Source organism: Streptomyces xanthophaeus, assembly GCF_000725805.1.
Taxonomy (GTDB): Bacteria; Actinomycetota; Actinomycetes; order Streptomycetales; family Streptomycetaceae; genus Streptomyces; species Streptomyces xanthophaeus.
Window position 1 is genome coordinate 119,983 of record NZ_KL647136.1, and the last position, 14,977, is coordinate 134,959.

At 73.9% G+C, this 14,977-nt stretch carries 13 protein-coding genes; 8 read left to right on the top strand and 5 right to left on the bottom strand.

The annotated features are described in order from the left end of the window. The first annotated feature begins 37 nt into the window (after positions 1 to 37). The 3 genes from IO30_RS0137640 to dnaG all read left to right on the top strand — a co-directional run bounded on the left by IO30_RS0137640 (position 38) and on the right by dnaG (position 4,679). Positions 38 to 1,369, top strand: a complete 1,332-nt coding sequence (locus tag IO30_RS0137640) for a deoxyguanosinetriphosphate triphosphohydrolase (RefSeq protein WP_031150827.1) — start codon at positions 38 to 40, stop codon at positions 1,367 to 1,369. 93 nt (positions 1,370 to 1,462) lie between these two features. Next, positions 1,463 to 2,737, top strand: a complete 1,275-nt coding sequence (locus tag IO30_RS0137645) for an NAD(P)/FAD-dependent oxidoreductase (protein WP_031150829.1) — start codon at positions 1,463 to 1,465, stop codon at positions 2,735 to 2,737. Positions 2,738 to 2,771: 34 nt separating this feature from the next. Then, on the top strand, positions 2,772 to 4,679 hold the full coding sequence (gene dnaG, locus IO30_RS0137650; protein ID WP_031150831.1) for a DNA primase: 1,908 nt from the start codon (positions 2,772 to 2,774) through the stop codon (positions 4,677 to 4,679). Here the strand turns inward: dnaG and IO30_RS0137655 are convergent. Next, entirely contained in the window at positions 4,676 to 5,152 is a 477-nt protein-coding gene (locus tag IO30_RS0137655) for a gamma-glutamylcyclotransferase family protein (RefSeq protein ID WP_051902831.1), read from the bottom strand. The two genes, dnaG and IO30_RS0137655, sit on opposite strands and share 4 nt — an antisense overlap. A gap of 310 nt (positions 5,153 to 5,462) precedes the next feature. Here IO30_RS0137655 and IO30_RS0137660 point away from each other — a divergent pair, with 310 nt between their 5' ends. Then, complete coding sequence (locus IO30_RS0137660; RefSeq protein WP_167347313.1) at positions 5,463 to 6,005, top strand: hypothetical protein; 543 nt, start codon at positions 5,463 to 5,465, stop codon at positions 6,003 to 6,005. A gap of 130 nt (positions 6,006 to 6,135) precedes the next feature. Then, positions 6,136 to 6,828 carry a class F sortase gene (locus tag IO30_RS0137665; RefSeq protein WP_078904931.1) on the top strand — a complete coding sequence of 231 codons (693 nt, stop codon included), beginning with the start codon at positions 6,136 to 6,138 and terminating at the stop codon, positions 6,826 to 6,828. Positions 6,829 to 6,837: 9 nt separating this feature from the next. Here the strand turns inward: IO30_RS0137665 and IO30_RS0137670 are convergent, their stop codons facing one another. Together IO30_RS0137670 and IO30_RS0137675 are read right to left on the bottom strand one after the other, a co-directional pair. After that, the gene (locus IO30_RS0137670) at positions 6,838 to 7,614 is read right to left on the bottom strand and encodes a sulfite exporter TauE/SafE family protein (RefSeq protein WP_031150839.1); all 777 of its coding nucleotides are present in this window, start codon (positions 7,612 to 7,614) and stop codon (positions 6,838 to 6,840) included. Positions 7,615 to 8,128: 514 nt separating this feature from the next. Beyond that, positions 8,129 to 9,424, bottom strand: a complete 1,296-nt coding sequence (locus IO30_RS0137675) for a ferredoxin reductase family protein (protein WP_031150841.1) — start codon at positions 9,422 to 9,424, stop codon at positions 8,129 to 8,131. A gap of 157 nt (positions 9,425 to 9,581) precedes the next feature. Here IO30_RS0137675 and IO30_RS0137680 point away from each other — a divergent pair, with 157 nt between their 5' ends. Genes IO30_RS0137680 through nirD form a run of 3 tightly spaced genes read left to right on the top strand, consistent with a single transcriptional unit; the run spans position 9,582 to position 13,724 of the window. After that, positions 9,582 to 10,862 (top strand): NAD(P)/FAD-dependent oxidoreductase, encoded by a 1,281-nt coding sequence (locus IO30_RS0137680; protein WP_031150843.1) that lies wholly within the window; start codon positions 9,582 to 9,584, stop codon positions 10,860 to 10,862. Between the two features lies 1 nt (position 10,863). Next, positions 10,864 to 13,395 (top strand): nitrite reductase large subunit NirB, encoded by a 2,532-nt coding sequence (gene nirB / locus IO30_RS0137685; RefSeq protein WP_031150844.1) that lies wholly within the window; start codon positions 10,864 to 10,866, stop codon positions 13,393 to 13,395. Continuing rightward, positions 13,392 to 13,724: a nitrite reductase small subunit NirD gene (gene nirD, locus IO30_RS0137690; RefSeq protein ID WP_031150847.1), complete on the top strand. Its 333-nt coding sequence runs from the start codon at positions 13,392 to 13,394 to the stop codon at positions 13,722 to 13,724. The genes nirB and nirD overlap by 4 nt, the downstream gene beginning before the upstream one ends. Positions 13,725 to 13,734: 10 nt before the next feature. On the opposite strand, the gene IO30_RS0137695 is transcribed toward nirD, so the two are convergent. Both IO30_RS0137695 and IO30_RS0137700 read right to left on the bottom strand, forming a co-directional pair. Then, positions 13,735 to 14,142 (bottom strand): VOC family protein, encoded by a 408-nt coding sequence (locus IO30_RS0137695; protein WP_031150848.1) that lies wholly within the window; start codon positions 14,140 to 14,142, stop codon positions 13,735 to 13,737. A gap of 130 nt (positions 14,143 to 14,272) precedes the next feature. Next, entirely contained in the window at positions 14,273 to 14,749 is a 477-nt protein-coding gene (locus IO30_RS0137700; RefSeq protein ID WP_051902832.1) for a group III truncated hemoglobin, read from the bottom strand. Positions 14,750 to 14,977 lie beyond the last annotated feature (228 nt).

Genomic DNA, 14,977 nt, shown 5'->3' on the forward strand with positions numbered 1-14,977 from the left:
TGCTCGGATTGTCGGTGTCTCCGGTTAACGTCTCATTATGGAAGGCACCGCTCACGCCCCCGCAGACCCGTCCCGCCTCGAAGCTCTCTACGGCCCCACCGCCACCGAGCGTTGGTCCACCGAACCGGACAAACAACCGGGGCGCACCGCCTTCCAGCGCGACCGTGCCCGCGTGCTGCATTCCGCCGCCCTGCGCCGGCTCGCCGGGAAGACCCAGGTCGTCGCCCCGGGCAGCCGCTCCTACGACTGGGACGCGAGCCCGCGCACCCGCCTGACGCACTCCCTGGAGTGCGCGCAGGTCGGCCGCGAGCTCGGCGCGGCCCTCGGCTGCGACCCCGATCTCGTCGAGGCCGCCTGCCTCTCGCACGACATGGGCCACCCGCCCTTCGGGCACAACGGCGAGGAGGCGCTCAACGAGTTCGCGAAGGACTGCGGCGGCTTCGAGGGCAACGCCCAGTCGCTGCGCCTGCTGACCCGGCTGGAGCCCAAGCGCTTCGTGCCCGATCCGGCGACGGGCGAGCTCGTCAGCGTCGGCCTCAACCTCACCCGGGCCTGCCTGGACGCCGCCACCAAGTACCCGTGGGCCCGCGGGGACCACCCCACCGACCCGGGCTCGGTGAAGTTCGGGGCGTACGAGGACGACCTGCCCGTCTTCGCCTGGCTGCGCCGCGGCGCGCCCGCGGACCGCAAGTGCTTCGAGGCTCAGGTCATGGACTGGGCGGACGACGTCGCGTACTCCGTGCACGACTTCGAGGACGGCCTGCACGCCGGACACCTGGACCCCAACCTCCTCTTCGCCGAGCCCGAGCGGGCCGCGATCTGGCGGGTCGCGATCGGCCGGTACGTGCCCGCGGACACCGAGCCGGAGGAACTGCGCGCGGCCCTCGACCGTTTGATGGAGCAGGAGTGGTGGCCGCACGGGTACGACGGTTCGGCCGTCGCCCAGGCCCGGCTGAAGGACGCCACCAGCCAGCTGATCGGCCGGTTCTGCCTGGCCGCCGAGGGCGCCACCCGCGAGGCGTACGGCTCGGGCCGCCTCACCCGCTACGCGGCGGAGTTGGTGGTCCCGCGCGAGGCGCGCAACGAGTGCGCGGTGCTCAAGGCGGTCGCCGACCTGTACGTCATGCAGCGCGACGAGCAGGAGCGGATCCGGGCCGACCAGCGCATCGTCCTGGCCGAACTCGCGGAGGCGCTGAGCGCCCGCGCCCCGGAGGGCCTGGACCCCCAGTTCCGGGCGATCTTCGACGCGGCCGCGGACGACAAGGCCAGGAAACGGGCGGTCATCGACCAGATCGCGTGTCTGACCGACGCATCCGCCCGTTCCTTGCACGCGCGCCTCACCAGGCGCACGCGACGCGCCGAAGAGTGAGCTGATCGAGACACTCCCCCTTCACGCGGCAGGCTCAGTGCGGGACGCTCGCATGTGGTCGCATGTGGCGGAGAGGTTATGAGGAGGCATCAGGTGGTCGACGCACACCGGACGTTCGTCATCGTGGGCGCGGGGCTCGCCGGGGCAAAGGCGGCCGAAACACTGAGGGCCGAGGGGTTCACGGGGCGGGTGATCCTGATCGGCGACGAGCGCGAGCACCCCTACGAGCGGCCGCCGCTGTCCAAGGGCTACCTGATGGGGAAGGAGGAGCGGGACAGCGTCTTCGTCCACGAGCCGTCCTGGTACGCGCGCTCCGACATCGAGCTGCACCTGGGCCAGCCGGCGGTGCAGCTGGACCGGGACGCGAAGAAGGTGGTCCTCGGCGACGGCACCGTGCTGCACTACGACAAGCTGCTGCTGGCCACCGGCGCCGAGCCGCGCCGCCTGGACGTCCCGGGCACGGACCTGGCCGGGGTGCACCACCTGCGGCGGCTCGCCCACGCCGAACGGCTGCGCGGCGTACTGGCCGGTCTCGGCCGGGACAACGGCCACCTGCTGATCGCGGGCGCGGGCTGGATCGGGCTGGAGGTGGCCGCCGCGGCGCGCGGGTACGGCGCCGAGGTCACCGTGGTCGAACCGGAAGCCACCCCCCTGCACGCGGTGCTCGGCCCGGAGATCGGCCGGCTCTTCGGGGACCTGCACGCCGACCACGGGGTCCGCTTCCACTTCGGGGCCCGGCTGACCGAGATCGTGGGCCACGACGGGATGGTGCTGGCCGCCCGTACGGACGACGGGGAGGAGCACCCGGCGCACGCGGTGCTGGCGGCGATCGGGGCCTCGCCGCGGACCGCACTCGCCGAGACCTCCGGGCTCGCGCTGGTCGACCGGGAGCACGGCGGCGGGATCGCCGTGGACGCCTCGCTGCGCACCTCGGATCCGGACGTGTTCGCGGTCGGGGACGTGGCGGCCGCCCACCACCCGGCCCTCGGGACCCGGCTGCGGGTGGAGCACTGGGCCAACGCCCTCAACGGCGGTCCGGCCGCCGCGCGGGCGATGCTGGGGCAGCCGGTCAGCTACGACCGGGTGCCGTACTTCTTCTCCGACCAGTACGACGTGGGCCTGGAGTACTCGGGGTACGCCCCGCCGGGCGGCTACGACCAGGTGCTGATCCGCGGGGACGCGGGGAAGCGGGAGTTCATCGCCTTCTGGCTCTCGGAGGGACGGGTGCTGGCCGGAATGAACGTGAATGTGTGGGACGTCACAGAGCACATCCAGGCCCTGATCAGGTCCAAGGCGCCGGTGGACCGCGAGGCCCTCGCGGACCCCAATGTTCCGCTTGCGTCGCTGGTCACGGCGGAGGGTGCCTGACGGGATTGCCCTCGCCCGGCCGTAGACTTCACGGGTGGCAGGACGGATCAATGACGACGACGTGAAGGCGGTACGGGACGCGGTCCCGATCGACGCCGTCGTCTCCGACTACCTCCAGCTGCGCAACGCGGGCGGCGGCAACCTCAAGGGCCTCTGCCCCTTCCACGACGAGAAGTCCCCGTCCTTCCAGGTCAGCCCCAGCAAGGGCCTCTACCACTGCTTCGGCTGCCAGGCCGGCGGGGACACCCTCGACTTCGTCATGAAGATCGACCACCTCTCCTTCTCGGAGGCGGTCGAGCGCCTGGCCGGCCTGGCCGGCATCACCCTGCGGTACGAGGAGGGCGGCTACACCGCCGGCACCAGCGGCCGCGGCGAGCGCATCCGGCTGGTCGAGGCGCACAAGGCCGCCGCCCAGTTCTACGTCGACCAGCTGGACGGTCCCGAAGCGGAGATCGGCCGCAAGTTCCTGGCCGAGCGCGGCTTCGACCAGGCCGCGGCCGCCCACTTCAGCGTGGGCTACAGCCCGGCCGGCTGGGACCACCTGACCCGCTTCCTGCGCGGCAAGGGCTTCACCGACAAGGAACTGATCACCTCCGGGCTCGCCCAGGACAGCCGCAGCGGCAAGCCCATCGACCGCTTCCGCGGCCGCCTGATGTGGCCGATCCGCGACATCAGCGGCGAGGTGGTCGGCTTCGGCGCGCGCAAGCTGCGCGACGACGACAACGGCCCCAAGTACCTGAACACCCCCGAGACCGCGATCTACAAGAAGTCCCAGGTGCTGTACGGCATCGACCTGGCGAAGAAGGAGATCGCGAAGACCTCGCGGGCGGTCGTCGTCGAGGGCTACACCGACGTGATGGCCTGCCACATGGCCGGGGTCACCACCGCGATCGCCACCTGCGGCACCGCCTTCGGCGGGGACCACATCAAGATCCTCCGCCGGCTGCTGATGGACAACGCCACCGCCGAGGTGATCTTCACCTTCGACGGGGACGCGGCCGGGCAGAAGGCCGCGCTGCGCGCCTTCGAGGACGACCAGAAGTTCGCCGCCGAGACCTCCATCACCATCGCCCCGGGCGGCATGGACCCGTGCGACCTGCGCCTGGCACAGGGGGACGCGGCCGTCGCGGGGCTGGTGGAGGCCCGGACCCCGCTCTTCGAGTTCGCGCTGCGCCACATCGTGGCCCGGCACAACCTGGAGAACCCGGCCGGGCGGGCGGCCGCGCTCGACGAGGCGGCCCCGGTCGTCGCCCACATCAAGAACATCGCGATCCAGCACGAGTCGGCGGTCCAGCTGGCCGGGATGCTGGGCATCCGCGACGAGCAGTTCGTGGTCAAGCGGGTCGCCCAGCTGGCCCGCTGGGCCCGGGAGCGCGGCAGCCAGCCCCCGCAGCAGGGCAGGGGCCGTCCCTCCCCCGAGGCCGCCCCCGCCCCCACGCCCGCCGACCGCCCGGCCGGCGGCCCGGCCCTGAACCTGCGCAGCCCCGCCCACCGCACCGAGCGCGAGCTGCTGAAGCTGGCCCTCCAGCGCCCGGCCCTGGTCTCCCCGGCCTTCGACGCCTACGGCATGGACGAGTTCACCGCCCCGCCCTACGCGGCGGTGCGCCAGGCCATCCAGGACGCGGGCGGCGCCTCGCAGACCGCCGACGACTACCTGGCCCGGGTCCGCGCGGCCGCCCCGAACGACACCGTCCGCGCGCTCGTCACGGAGCTGGCGGTCGAAGCCATCCACGCGAAGACGGTGGACGAGATCTACGCGGGGGTCCAGCTGGTCCAGGTACGGCTGCGCGCCGTCGACCGCCGGGTCCACGAGGTCCAGGGCACGCTGTCCCGGCTCGGCCCGCAGGCCCCGCCCGAGCAGCTGGCCGCCGTCCAGGAGGAGCTGTGGATCCTCCAGCAGTACGGCCAGCGCCTGCGCAACCGCGGCGCCGAGGGGCTCTAGGCGCTCTCGTCCCGGTCCCGTCCGGGCAGGTCCCGTGCGAGCCAGTCCCCGCCCGGTATCTCCGTGCCCGAGCCGCGCAGTTCGCGGGCCAGCAGCGGCGACGCGAGGTAGACCCACGCCAGGACGCGGGAGCCGTCGGGGCGCAGCACCTCGCGGGCGGTGCGGTCGTAGAGGTTCCCCGGGCGGCCCGGACCCTCGTACTCCTCCAGCCGGTCCAGCGCGACGAGCAGTTCCCCGTAGGCACCGGGGGCCGCCGTGACCAGTTCCCCGACGATGCCGGGGCCGGGGCGGTGGACCGCGTACGGGTAGCCGGGGCCGTCGTAGAGCGCCGCGTCCGGCAGCAGCGCCGGCTCCTCGCAGGCCGTGCGGCCGCGCAGGAACAGGCCGTGGTTGACCTCGCCGGGACGCAGGGTCCCGTAGACGAAGAAGGGCAGCTGCGCGCCCCGATGCTGTGGCCGGACATCCGAGGTCACGGGCCCTCCTTCCCCTCCGCTCCGGGACGCGGGTCCCGGCTTCCGCCGCACGACACCACGGTACGCACCGCCGGGCCACGGCCCGCGGGCGGCCGTGCCGGTCTGCGTCCACCGCCGGGCGGTCCGGGCCGCAGGCTCGGGTCACCCGGACGGAGCGTTCGGGCGGGGTGACGGCCCCAGCGGCGCTGACCTGCGCGAACGGCTCCGGGGGTGGGCGCGTACGGGTGCTCCTGACGGGACATCAGCAGGCGCGCTCCGGGTGGGGCGGGTTACCTCGGGAACACGACCCCGTGTCCACAGGAGAGCCCCCATGCGCCGACGCACCGCCCACGCGCTCACCGCCGCCGCGCTGACCGCCGCCGCGTTCACCGGCCCGGTCGCCGGTGCGGTCGCCGCGGCGGACCTCGGCATGGTGAGCTTCGCGCCGGGGGACTTCGCCGCGCTGGAGGTGTGGCCGAAATCCGCCGCCCCCGGCGCCACGGTCACGGTGAACACCACCGCCTGCGGCAGCGGCAGCCATGCCGAGGGAGACGCCACGACGGTCGGAGGGGGCCGCTTCAAGCTGGTCCCGGGCACCCACAAGGAGGTGGTCGTGGGGCAGTTCCACGTCTCCCGCGACACCCGTCCCGGCACCTACGGCATCGGCGCGACCTGCGCGAACGGCAAGTTCGCCACCGGCGACCTCGTCGTCACCGAACGCGGCCCGCAGGGCCCCGTCCAGACCGGGGTGGGTGGTGGCACGACCACCGGCACCGACCCCGCCAAGATCGCGACGGGCGCGGCCGTACTGGCCGCGACCGTCGTCGGCGGTACCTGGCTCATGCGTCGCCGGGCGAGCGGCACGCTGAGCTGACGGACGCCCACCGCGGCTCCGGCCGCGGTCCGACCGGTACCGTCCCCCGTCGCCCGCCCCGCGAGGTCCCCCCCGTTCGCGGGGCCGGGCGACGGCCATTCACCCCGAATCGAAAGCCGAGGGGGCACGCATGGGTGGCGATTTCCGAGCGGTGCGCGGTGGCGGCCCCGACGCCGGTCCGGCCCCGCGGCCGGGCGAGCGCCGGCCCGCCGCCCGCCACGCCGGCCTCGTCGCACTCGCCGCCTGCGTCGGCGTATGGCTCGTGACCAGCGGTTCCCACGAGCCGGTCGGGCCGCCGCTGCCCTCCCCCGCCGAAGCCCTGTCCGCCGCCTGGGCCGATGGAGCGGGCGCCGGGATCGCACCGCTCGCCGGTTCCCCGCCGACCCGCATCCGGATCCCCTCCATCCGGGTCGACGCCCCGCTCACGGGCCTCGGCCTGGACCCGGGCGGCAGCCTCGAAGTGCCCCCGCCCGCCCGGCGCGACCTGGCCGGGTGGTACCGCGAGGGCATCACCCCGGGCGCGGCGGGCACCGCCGTCATCGCCGGGCACGTGGACCACGCCACCGGCCCGGCGGTCTTCTACCACCTGGGCGCGCTGCGCCGCGGCGCCGCCGTCGAGGTGCCGCGCGCGGACGGGCGTACGGCGGTGTTCACCGTGCACGCGGTCGAGGTCTACGACGCCAAGGCCTTCCCCGACTCCCGCGTGTACGGCCCTTCGCCGCGCGCCGAGCTACGGGTGATCACCTGCGGGGGCGGCTTCTCGCCCCGTACCGGATACCGGGGCAACGTGGTGGTCTTCGCCCACCTGACCGGAACCTACTGAGTCCCGGGCTCAGCCCCACTGTTCGAGGCCGAGCTTCACCACCAGGGCGCCCACCACGGTCAGCAGCACGCCGCGGACGAAGCCGCTGCCCTTCTTCAGGGCCATCCGCGCCCCGATCATGCCTCCGGCCAGGTTGAACACCGCCATCAGCGCGGCCAGCTGCCACAGCACCATGCCCTGGTACGCGAACATCGCGAGCGCCCCGGCGTTGGTGCAGCAGTTGACGATCTTGGCAGTGGCGGAGGCGGTGACCAGGTCGAGGTGGAGCAGCGCGGTCAGCGCGAGCACCAGGAAGGTGCCGGTGCCGGGCCCGATGAGGCCGTCGTAGAAGCCGATGCCGAGCCCGGCCAGCCCGATGGCCAGCAGCACCCGCCGGCGGCTGACGGGCGAGGTGGCGGGGGCGGTGCCGAAGCCGGGGCGGAAGAGCACGAAGGCGGCGACGACCACCAGCACCACCATGATCAGCGGGCGGAGCGCGTCCTTGCTGATGCCTCCGGCGAGCGCGGCGCCGCCCATCGAACCGGCCAGCGCGGCCGCGCCGATGCGGACGGCGAGCTTCACGTCCACCGGGGCCTTGCGCACGTAGGTCACCGCGGCGCCCGCGGTGCCGACGATGGCCACGGCCTTGTTGGTGCCGAGGACGGTGGCGGGGTGCGCGTTCGGCAAGCCGAGCAGCAGGGCGGGCAGGAGCAGCAGGCCCCCGCCGCCCACCACCGCGTCGATCCAGCCGGCCGCCGCGGCGGCCACGCACAGAACGATGATCATGGTCGTTGATATGTCAGGCACGTCCTGACCTTATGGACCTGGCGGTTGCAGCGGCCGTCAATGCCCCGAAACTTGCGCAAAGGTTGAGCTTCGCCCGGCCGGGACCCGGTCGGGAGCCACCGGACCGGCCGGTTCCACCCCCGCCGTGAGGGCGCTCGCGGCCAGCACGCTGGCCAGCCCCAGCCCGGCCGCCAGCCGCCGCGCGGGCGGTACGGCGGCCAGCGCGGCCCGTGCGGCGAGCGCCGCCCGCCGCGGCTGCCAGGCGGACGGCCTGCGGTGGCGCGCCGGAGCGGGACGGGCCGCGCCGGGTACGGCCCCGGGCACAGGCGAGGGCGCGGGCACAGGAACAGGCGCGGTCAGGGCTACGTGCAGCGGGTGACGCATGACGCGGAGACCTCTCGGAAGCGGGATGCGGCGGCAGGGACCGGGCGAGGCCAGGACGGCAGGACGGCGGGCAGGACGACGGCAGCCCGGCCCAGGACGGCAGGACGGAGGGGCGGAGGGGCGGACGGCGGGCAGGCGGGCCCGGGAGGGCTCAGAAGGTGAAGCACTCGCTGTGCACCCGCCCCGCCGGCACCCCCGCCCGCAGCAGCGCGGTCCGGGTCGCCTCGGCCATCCCCGGCGGCCCGCACAGGTACACGTCGTGCTCGGCCAGGTCCGGCACCAGCTCGGCCAGCGCCTGCGGGGCGAGCGGATCGTAGGCGCTGCCCGACGGCCCGAGCAGGTAGTGCAGCCCGGCCTGCCGCTGCGCGGCGATGGCCTCCAGCTCGGCGCGCAGGACGAGCTGCTCCTGCGCCCCGGCCCGGTAGAGCAGGGTGAGGTCGCCGGGGCCGCCCGGCAGCGTCTCGAACAGGGCCCGCATCGGGGTGATGCCGACCCCGCCCGCGATCAGCAGGACCTTGGGCCGGGTCCGGCGGGCGGCGGTGAGCGCCCCGAAGGGCCCGGTGGCCAGGACCCTGGTGCCGGGGCGCAGCCGCCGGATGCGGCGGGAGTGCCCGCCGAGCCCCTTGACGGTGATCCGCAGGGTGTTACCGCGGACGGGCGCGGACAGCGAGAACGGCAGGGCGGTGTGCCACAGCCGCCGCTGGAGGAACCGCCAGCGCAGGAACTGCCCCGGCTCCGCCCGCAGCTCCGCGAGGTGCTGCCCGTACATGACGACGGAGACCACCCCGGGCCCCTCGGCCCGGACCTCCAGCACCCGCAGCCCGTGCCGCAGGGCCTGCCGTACGGGGACCACCGCGCGGTACCAGACCAGCAGGACGGCGACCACGCTGTGGGCGAGGGCCCAGAACCAGGCGACCGGGGCCAGGTCGGGCCCGGCGAGCTGGTGGGCGAAGCCCAGGGCGACGGCCACGTGGACCAGCAGGTGCACCCCGCGCCAGGTCTCGTAGGACAGACGGCGGCGGGCGGCCCGGGCGGAGGTCACACCGACCGCGGCCAGCAGGACGGTGGCCAGCGCAGCCGCGGCGAGCGCGGGGTAGCCGAGGAGCTCCCGGCCCGCGGAGACCACGTCGAGCCCCTGGTGCACGGCGTAGCCGAGGAGGGCGAAGAGCCCGTGGCCGAAGCACAGGAGGAGCACGTACCGGCCGCCCAGCGCGTGCCAGCGGGCGAGCCGGTCCGCGCCGACCCCGTGCTCGACGGCGGGGACCCGGGCCATCAGGAACAGCAGCACCAGCACCCCGTACCCGGCGAGCAGGCCGGTCAGGTGGGCGGCCGTGGCGAACAGGGCGTCGGGCCGGGCGGAGGGCCGTACCTGCGCGGCCCACAGCAGGGTCACGGCCCCCGCCCCGCCCAGCATCCCGCCCCTGACCCGTACCGCCACGTCTCGCATACGGGTCACGCTAAGGGCCTCCCCAGTCTCCCGGATGATCCTTAAGGCGGGCTTGAGTATCGCCTCACCGGCCCTTAACCACCGCGCTGAGGTGGGCGTTCCGTCGGGGTAACAAGAGCGATGCTGCGGGGAAACAGCGGACGCGCACTCTCGTGACATGACCTCGGACCAGCATGTGGTGGTGATCGGCGGCGGCCTCGCGGGCCTGCGGCTCGCGCAGCGGCTCGGCGCGGGATCGGGCCCGGCGGTCACCGTCCTGGGCGAGGAACCGCACGTCCCGTACAACCGGGTGCTCCTCACCGAGGTGCTGGCCGGCCGGTACGCACCGGAGGTGGCGGCCCTGCCGGCGCCCGGACCGGCGCTGCGCCGCGGCGTCCGGGCGGTCCGCATCGACCGTGCCGACCGGACGGTCCACTGCGACGACGGAAGCACGGAGCGGTACGACACCCTGGTCCTGGCCACGGGTTCCAATCCCGTGCTGCCCCCGCTGCGCGGTCTGTTCGCACCCGGGGGCGGGGACCTCCCCGACGGGGTGCACGCCTTCCGCACCATGGACGACTGCCTGGCGCTCTCGGCGGCCGTACGCCCCGGGGTACGGGCGGTGGTGGTCGGCGGGGGCCTGCTGGGCGTCTCCGCGGCCCGGGCGCTGGCCGCCCGCGGCGCGCAGGTGGTCCTGGCACAGCAGGCGCAGCGGCTGATGGAGCGCCAGCTGGACGCGGACTCGTCGGCCCTGCTCCACGCGCACCTGACCGGGATCGGCGTGGAGATCCACACGGAATGCCGGGCCCGCGGCCTGACCGTGGAGGGTCCGGCGGCAACGGCCGCCGCCGCGGCGAAGGCCCCGCTCCCCGGTGCGGCGGACCCCCGCCGGGTCACCGGGGTCGAGTTCGCCGACGGGTACCGGCTCGACGCCGACCTCGTCGTCCTGGCCTGCGGCGTACGGCCCCGCACCGGCCTCGCCTCGGCCGCCGGCCTGGAGGTGCGCACCGGCATCGTGGTCGACGACGAGCTGCGCACCGCCGACCCCCGCGTCCACGCCCTCGGCGACTGCGCCGAGCACGCGGGCCGGGTGTACGGCCTGGCCGGTGCCGCCCTGGAGCAGGCCGACGCCCTCGCGGCCGTCCTCACCGGTTCCGGGACCCCGTACACCGGGACCCGCGCCCTGACCCGCCTCACCCTCACCGCCGGTGAACACCCCCTCGACCTCGCCGCCTTCGGCGAGACCGACCCGCTGCCCGGCGACGACGTGCTCCGCCTCGCCGACGCCACCCGCCGGACCTACCGCAAGGTCGTCGTCCGCGGCGACCGCCTCGTCGGCGGAGTGCTGGTCGGCGAACTCTCCACGGTGGGGGCCCTCGCCCGCACCTGGAACGACGACGCTTCCCTGCCCGACCCCGCCGACCTGTTCCACCTGCTCACCGACGACGGAGGCCACTGACATGACCGAGCCCCAGCCCACGATCGTGCTCATCGGGCACGGCATGGTCGGCCAGCGCTACCTCGAAGCGCTCGCCGAGGACGGGACCACCGCCACGCACCGGATCACCGTGCTCTGCGAGGAGCCCCGGCCCGCCTACGACCGTGTGCACCTGACCTCGTACTTCTCGGGCAGCAGCGCGGAGGACCTGTCCATGACCCCGGCGGGGTTCATGGAGGAGCACGGCATCTCCCTCCACCTCGGTGACCCGGCCGAGTCGATCGACCGGGACGCCCGCACCGTGACCTCCCGCTCCGGGCGCGTCTTCCCGTACGACGTCCTCGTCCTGGCGACCGGCAGCTACCCCTTCGTTCCGCCCGTGCCCGGCAAGGACGCCACCGGCTGCTTCGTCTACCGCACCATCGAGGACCTCCTGGCGATCGAGGAGTACGCCAAGGACCACGTCCGGGGCGCGGTCGTCGGCGGCGGTCTCCTCGGGCTGGAGGCGGCCGGCGCCCTCAAGGGGCTGGGCCTGGACACGCGCATCGTCGAGTTCGCCCCGCGCCTGATGCCCGTCCAGGTCGATGACGGCGGCGGCGCCGCCCTGCTGCGCACCATCGAGTCCATGGGCCTGACCGTGCACACCGGGGTCGGCACCCAGGAGGTGCTGACCGGCGAGGACGGCCGGGTGACGGGCATGCGGCTCTCCGACGGCTCGTCCGTCGAGACCGATCTCGTGGTCTTCTCCGCCGGTGTCCGCCCCCGCGACCAGCTGGCCCGCGACGCGGGGCTGGAGGTCGGCGAGCGCGGCGGCATCACGGTCGACTCCCGCTGCCGCACCTCCGACCCCCGCGTCTACGCCATCGGCGAGTGCGCCCTGGCCAGCGACGGCCGGGTCTACGGCCTGGTCGCCCCCGGCTACGAGATGGCGCTGACCGCCGCAGGTGACCTGCTGGGCCGGGACAAGGAGTTCACCGGGGCCGACCTCTCCACCAAGCTGAAGCTCCTCGGCGTGGACGTGGCCTCCTTCGGCGACGCCCACGGCAACGCCCCGGACAGCCTGGACGTGGTCTGGTCCGACTCCCGCTCCGGCGTCTACAAGAAGCTCGTGGTCTCCCCCGACGGGGTGCTCCTGGGCGGGGTGCTGGTCGGCGACGCCGACTCGTACGGCCTGCTGCGCCCGCTCACCGGCAGCGTCCCGCCGGTCGCCCCCGAGCAGCTGGTCCTGCCCGCCGGGCTCGGGGCGCCCGCCGCGCTCGGCCCGTCCGCGCTCCCCGACAGCGCGGTGATCTGCTCCTGCCACAACGTCACCAAGAAGTCGATCACCGCCTGCTCCACCCTCCCCGAGGTCAAGAAGTGCACCAAGGCGGGCACCGGCTGCGGCAGCTGCCTCAAGGTGATCGGCCAGCTGCTGCCCGCCGCCACCGACAAGGGGCTCTGCGCCTGCTTCCCGCACACCCGCGCCGAGCTGTACGAGATCGTCCGCACCCGCCGCCTGACCTCGTACGAGCAGCTGCTCGACGGGCACGGCCGGCCGGAGGCCCGCGGCGGTGACGGGTGCGAGGTCTGCAAGCCCGCCGTGGGCTCGATCATCGCCTCCCTCGCCCCGACGCTGGGTGCGAGCGGCTACGTCCTGGACGGGGAGCAGGCCGCCCTCCAGGACACCAACGACCACTTCCTCGCGAACCTGCAGCGCAACGGCTCGTACTCGGTCGTCCCGCGCATCCCCGGGGGCGAGGTCACCCCGGAGAAGCTGATCGTGATCGGCGAGGTGGCCCGCGACTTCGGGCTCTACACGAAGATCACCGGCGGTCAGCGGATCGACCTGTTCGGGGCGAGCGTGGACCAGCTCCCGCAGATCTGGGCCCGGCTCGTCGACGCCGGGTTCGAGTCCGGGCACGCGTACGGGAAGTCCCTGCGGACGGTGAAGTCCTGCGTGGGACAGACCTGGTGCCGCTACGGGGTCCAGGACAGCGTGCGGATGGCCATCGACCTGGAGCTGCGCTACCGGGGCCTGCGCGCCCCGCACAAGCTGAAGTCGGCGGTCTCCGGCTGCGCCCGCGAGTGCGCGGAGGCACAGAGCAAGGACTTCGGGGTCATCGCGACGGCGAATGGCTGGAACTTGTACGTCGGCGGCAACGGCGGGGCCGTGCCCCGGCACGCCGACCTGCTCGCCCAGGACCTCTCGGACGCCGAACTGGTGCGGCTCATCGACCGGTTCCTGATGTTCTACATCCGCACCGCCGACCGGCTGGAGCGGACCTCCACCTGGCTGGACCGGCTGGAGGGCGGCCTGGACCACCTGCGGGACGTGGTCGTGCACGACTCGCTCGGGCTGTGCGACGAGCTGGAGTCACTGATGGCCGACCACGTGTCGCACTACCGCGACGAATGGGCCGAGACGCTCCAGGACCCGGAGCGGCTGCGCCGGTTCGTGTCCTTCGTCAACGCGCCCGGCGCCCCCGACCCGACCGTGAAGTTCGTCCCCGAACGGGACCAGGTCAAGCCCGACCTGGCCGTTCTCACCCTGGAGCCCGTAGGAGGCACCCGATGACCGTCGAACTCGAAGTCGCCGAGGGCTGGCTGACGGTGTGCGAACTGTCCGCGCTCACCCCCGGGCGCGGGGTCGCCGCCCTGCTGCCCGACGGGAGCCAGGCCGCCGTGTTCGCCGACCGCTCGGGGCGCACGTACGCGATCGGCAACCGGGACCCCTTCACCGGCGCGCAGGTGCTCTCGCGGGGGCTGCTGGGCCGCGCACAGGGCAGGCCCTTCGTGGCCTCTCCGCTGCTCAAGCAGCGATTCGACCTGGAGTCGGGGCGCTGCCTGGACGACGAGGAGGTGGCGGTCCGGACCTACCGGGTACGGACCGCCGCGACCTCGTAGGGGGCGGGGCTCAGCCCTGGACCGCCGCCGGGTCCATCCACATGATCTCCCAGGTGTGGCCGTCGAGGTCGTCGAAGGCGCGGCCGTACATGAAGCCGTGGTCCTGGGCCGGCCGGGGCTCGGTGGCTCCGGCCGCGAGGGCCCCGTCGACGAGTTCGTCGACCTTGGTGCGGCTCTCGGCGCTCAGACACAGCAGCACCTCGGAGGTCTTGGTGGCGTCCGCGATCTCCTTGTGGGTGAAGTCCTTGTAGCGGGCCTCGGCGAGGAGCATGGCGACGATGGTGTCGCTGATCACCATGGAGGCGGTGTTCTCGTCGCTGAACTGGGCGTTGAAGGAGTAGCCGAGCTTGCCCCAGAAGGCCTTGCTGGCCTCCAGGTCCTTGACGGGCAGGTTGACGAAGATCATGGTCGCGGACATCTCGGTCCCTCTTCTTCTCTCGTGGTGCGCTGTCGAGAGGTAGACCGGGGGCCTTGCGAGAACTCATCGCTGGGGCGGGATTTTTCTCCGGAGTTTTTTCCTCGGCCCGCCGGACCGGTGAAAGCGCAGGTCAGGCCGCCGAGCGCAGTTCCAGCGCGGCCAGCGGGACGAAGCCGACGCGGCCCTCGGCGTGCAGCGGCGGGGCGTCGGCCCCGGCCAGGCGCTTGTGCAGGGTCAGCGCGATCCGCTCGCCCTGCGCCTTGGCCCGTTCCGCGTTCGGCCCCCGGTGCAGGCCGTCGACCGTGGCCCGCCACAGCTGGACCCAGCGTCCGAAGTCCGCGCCGGTCATGGCCCGGGCGGAGTGCACTGCGGCGTGCGGGGCGAAGGCGTTGCGCCGGTAGTCGGCGCTGCGGAAGAGGGCCCGCTCCCAGAAGTCGGTGATCCGGGGCAGGTGGACCTCCAGGTCGGTGCCCGCGATCTCGGTGAAGAAGGGTCCGATCCGGCGGTCGGCGAAGGCGGCGGTGTAGAAGCGGCGCAGCACGACGTCGAGGTCGGCGCGGCCGCGGATGTCGGTGCCGGGGTCGGTGCCGGCGGCGCAGTGGTTCACCGTTCCAGCATCCTCCCCGGTGGGCGGCCTCCCCAGGGCAGAAAGTCCCTGCGCTGGTCCCTGCACAGGTCCCGCGGCGCCGGGACCCGCCGCCCGACGCCCGGTGCGGTGGAGGCCTTGAAGTCTGCGCCGGAGGATTGAACTCGTAGCGGTCGCTCGTGCGTAATGAGGATTTGAGGTCACGTCAACTCAGTGCTCCTAGGTTCCTCGACGCGTGCGACTCCGCGC

Coding starts and splice junctions, on each gene's coding strand:
- IO30_RS0137640 (WP_031150827.1), top strand. CDS start 38: ATGGAAGGCACCGCTCACGCCCCCGCAGACCCGTCCCGCCTCGAAGCT.
- IO30_RS0137660 (WP_167347313.1), top strand. CDS start 5,463: ATGCGCCGACGCACCGCCCACGCGCTCACCGCCGCCGCGCTGACCGCC.
- IO30_RS0137665 (WP_078904931.1), top strand. CDS start 6,136: ATGGGTGGCGATTTCCGAGCGGTGCGCGGTGGCGGCCCCGACGCCGGT.
- IO30_RS0137675 (WP_031150841.1), bottom strand. CDS start 9,424: ATGCGAGACGTGGCGGTACGGGTCAGGGGCGGGATGCTGGGCGGGGCG.
- IO30_RS0137680 (WP_031150843.1), top strand. CDS start 9,582: ATGACCTCGGACCAGCATGTGGTGGTGATCGGCGGCGGCCTCGCGGGC.
- nirB (WP_031150844.1), top strand. CDS start 10,864: ATGACCGAGCCCCAGCCCACGATCGTGCTCATCGGGCACGGCATGGTC.
- nirD (WP_031150847.1), top strand. CDS start 13,392: ATGACCGTCGAACTCGAAGTCGCCGAGGGCTGGCTGACGGTGTGCGAA.
- IO30_RS0137695 (WP_031150848.1), bottom strand. CDS start 14,142: ATGTCCGCGACCATGATCTTCGTCAACCTGCCCGTCAAGGACCTGGAG.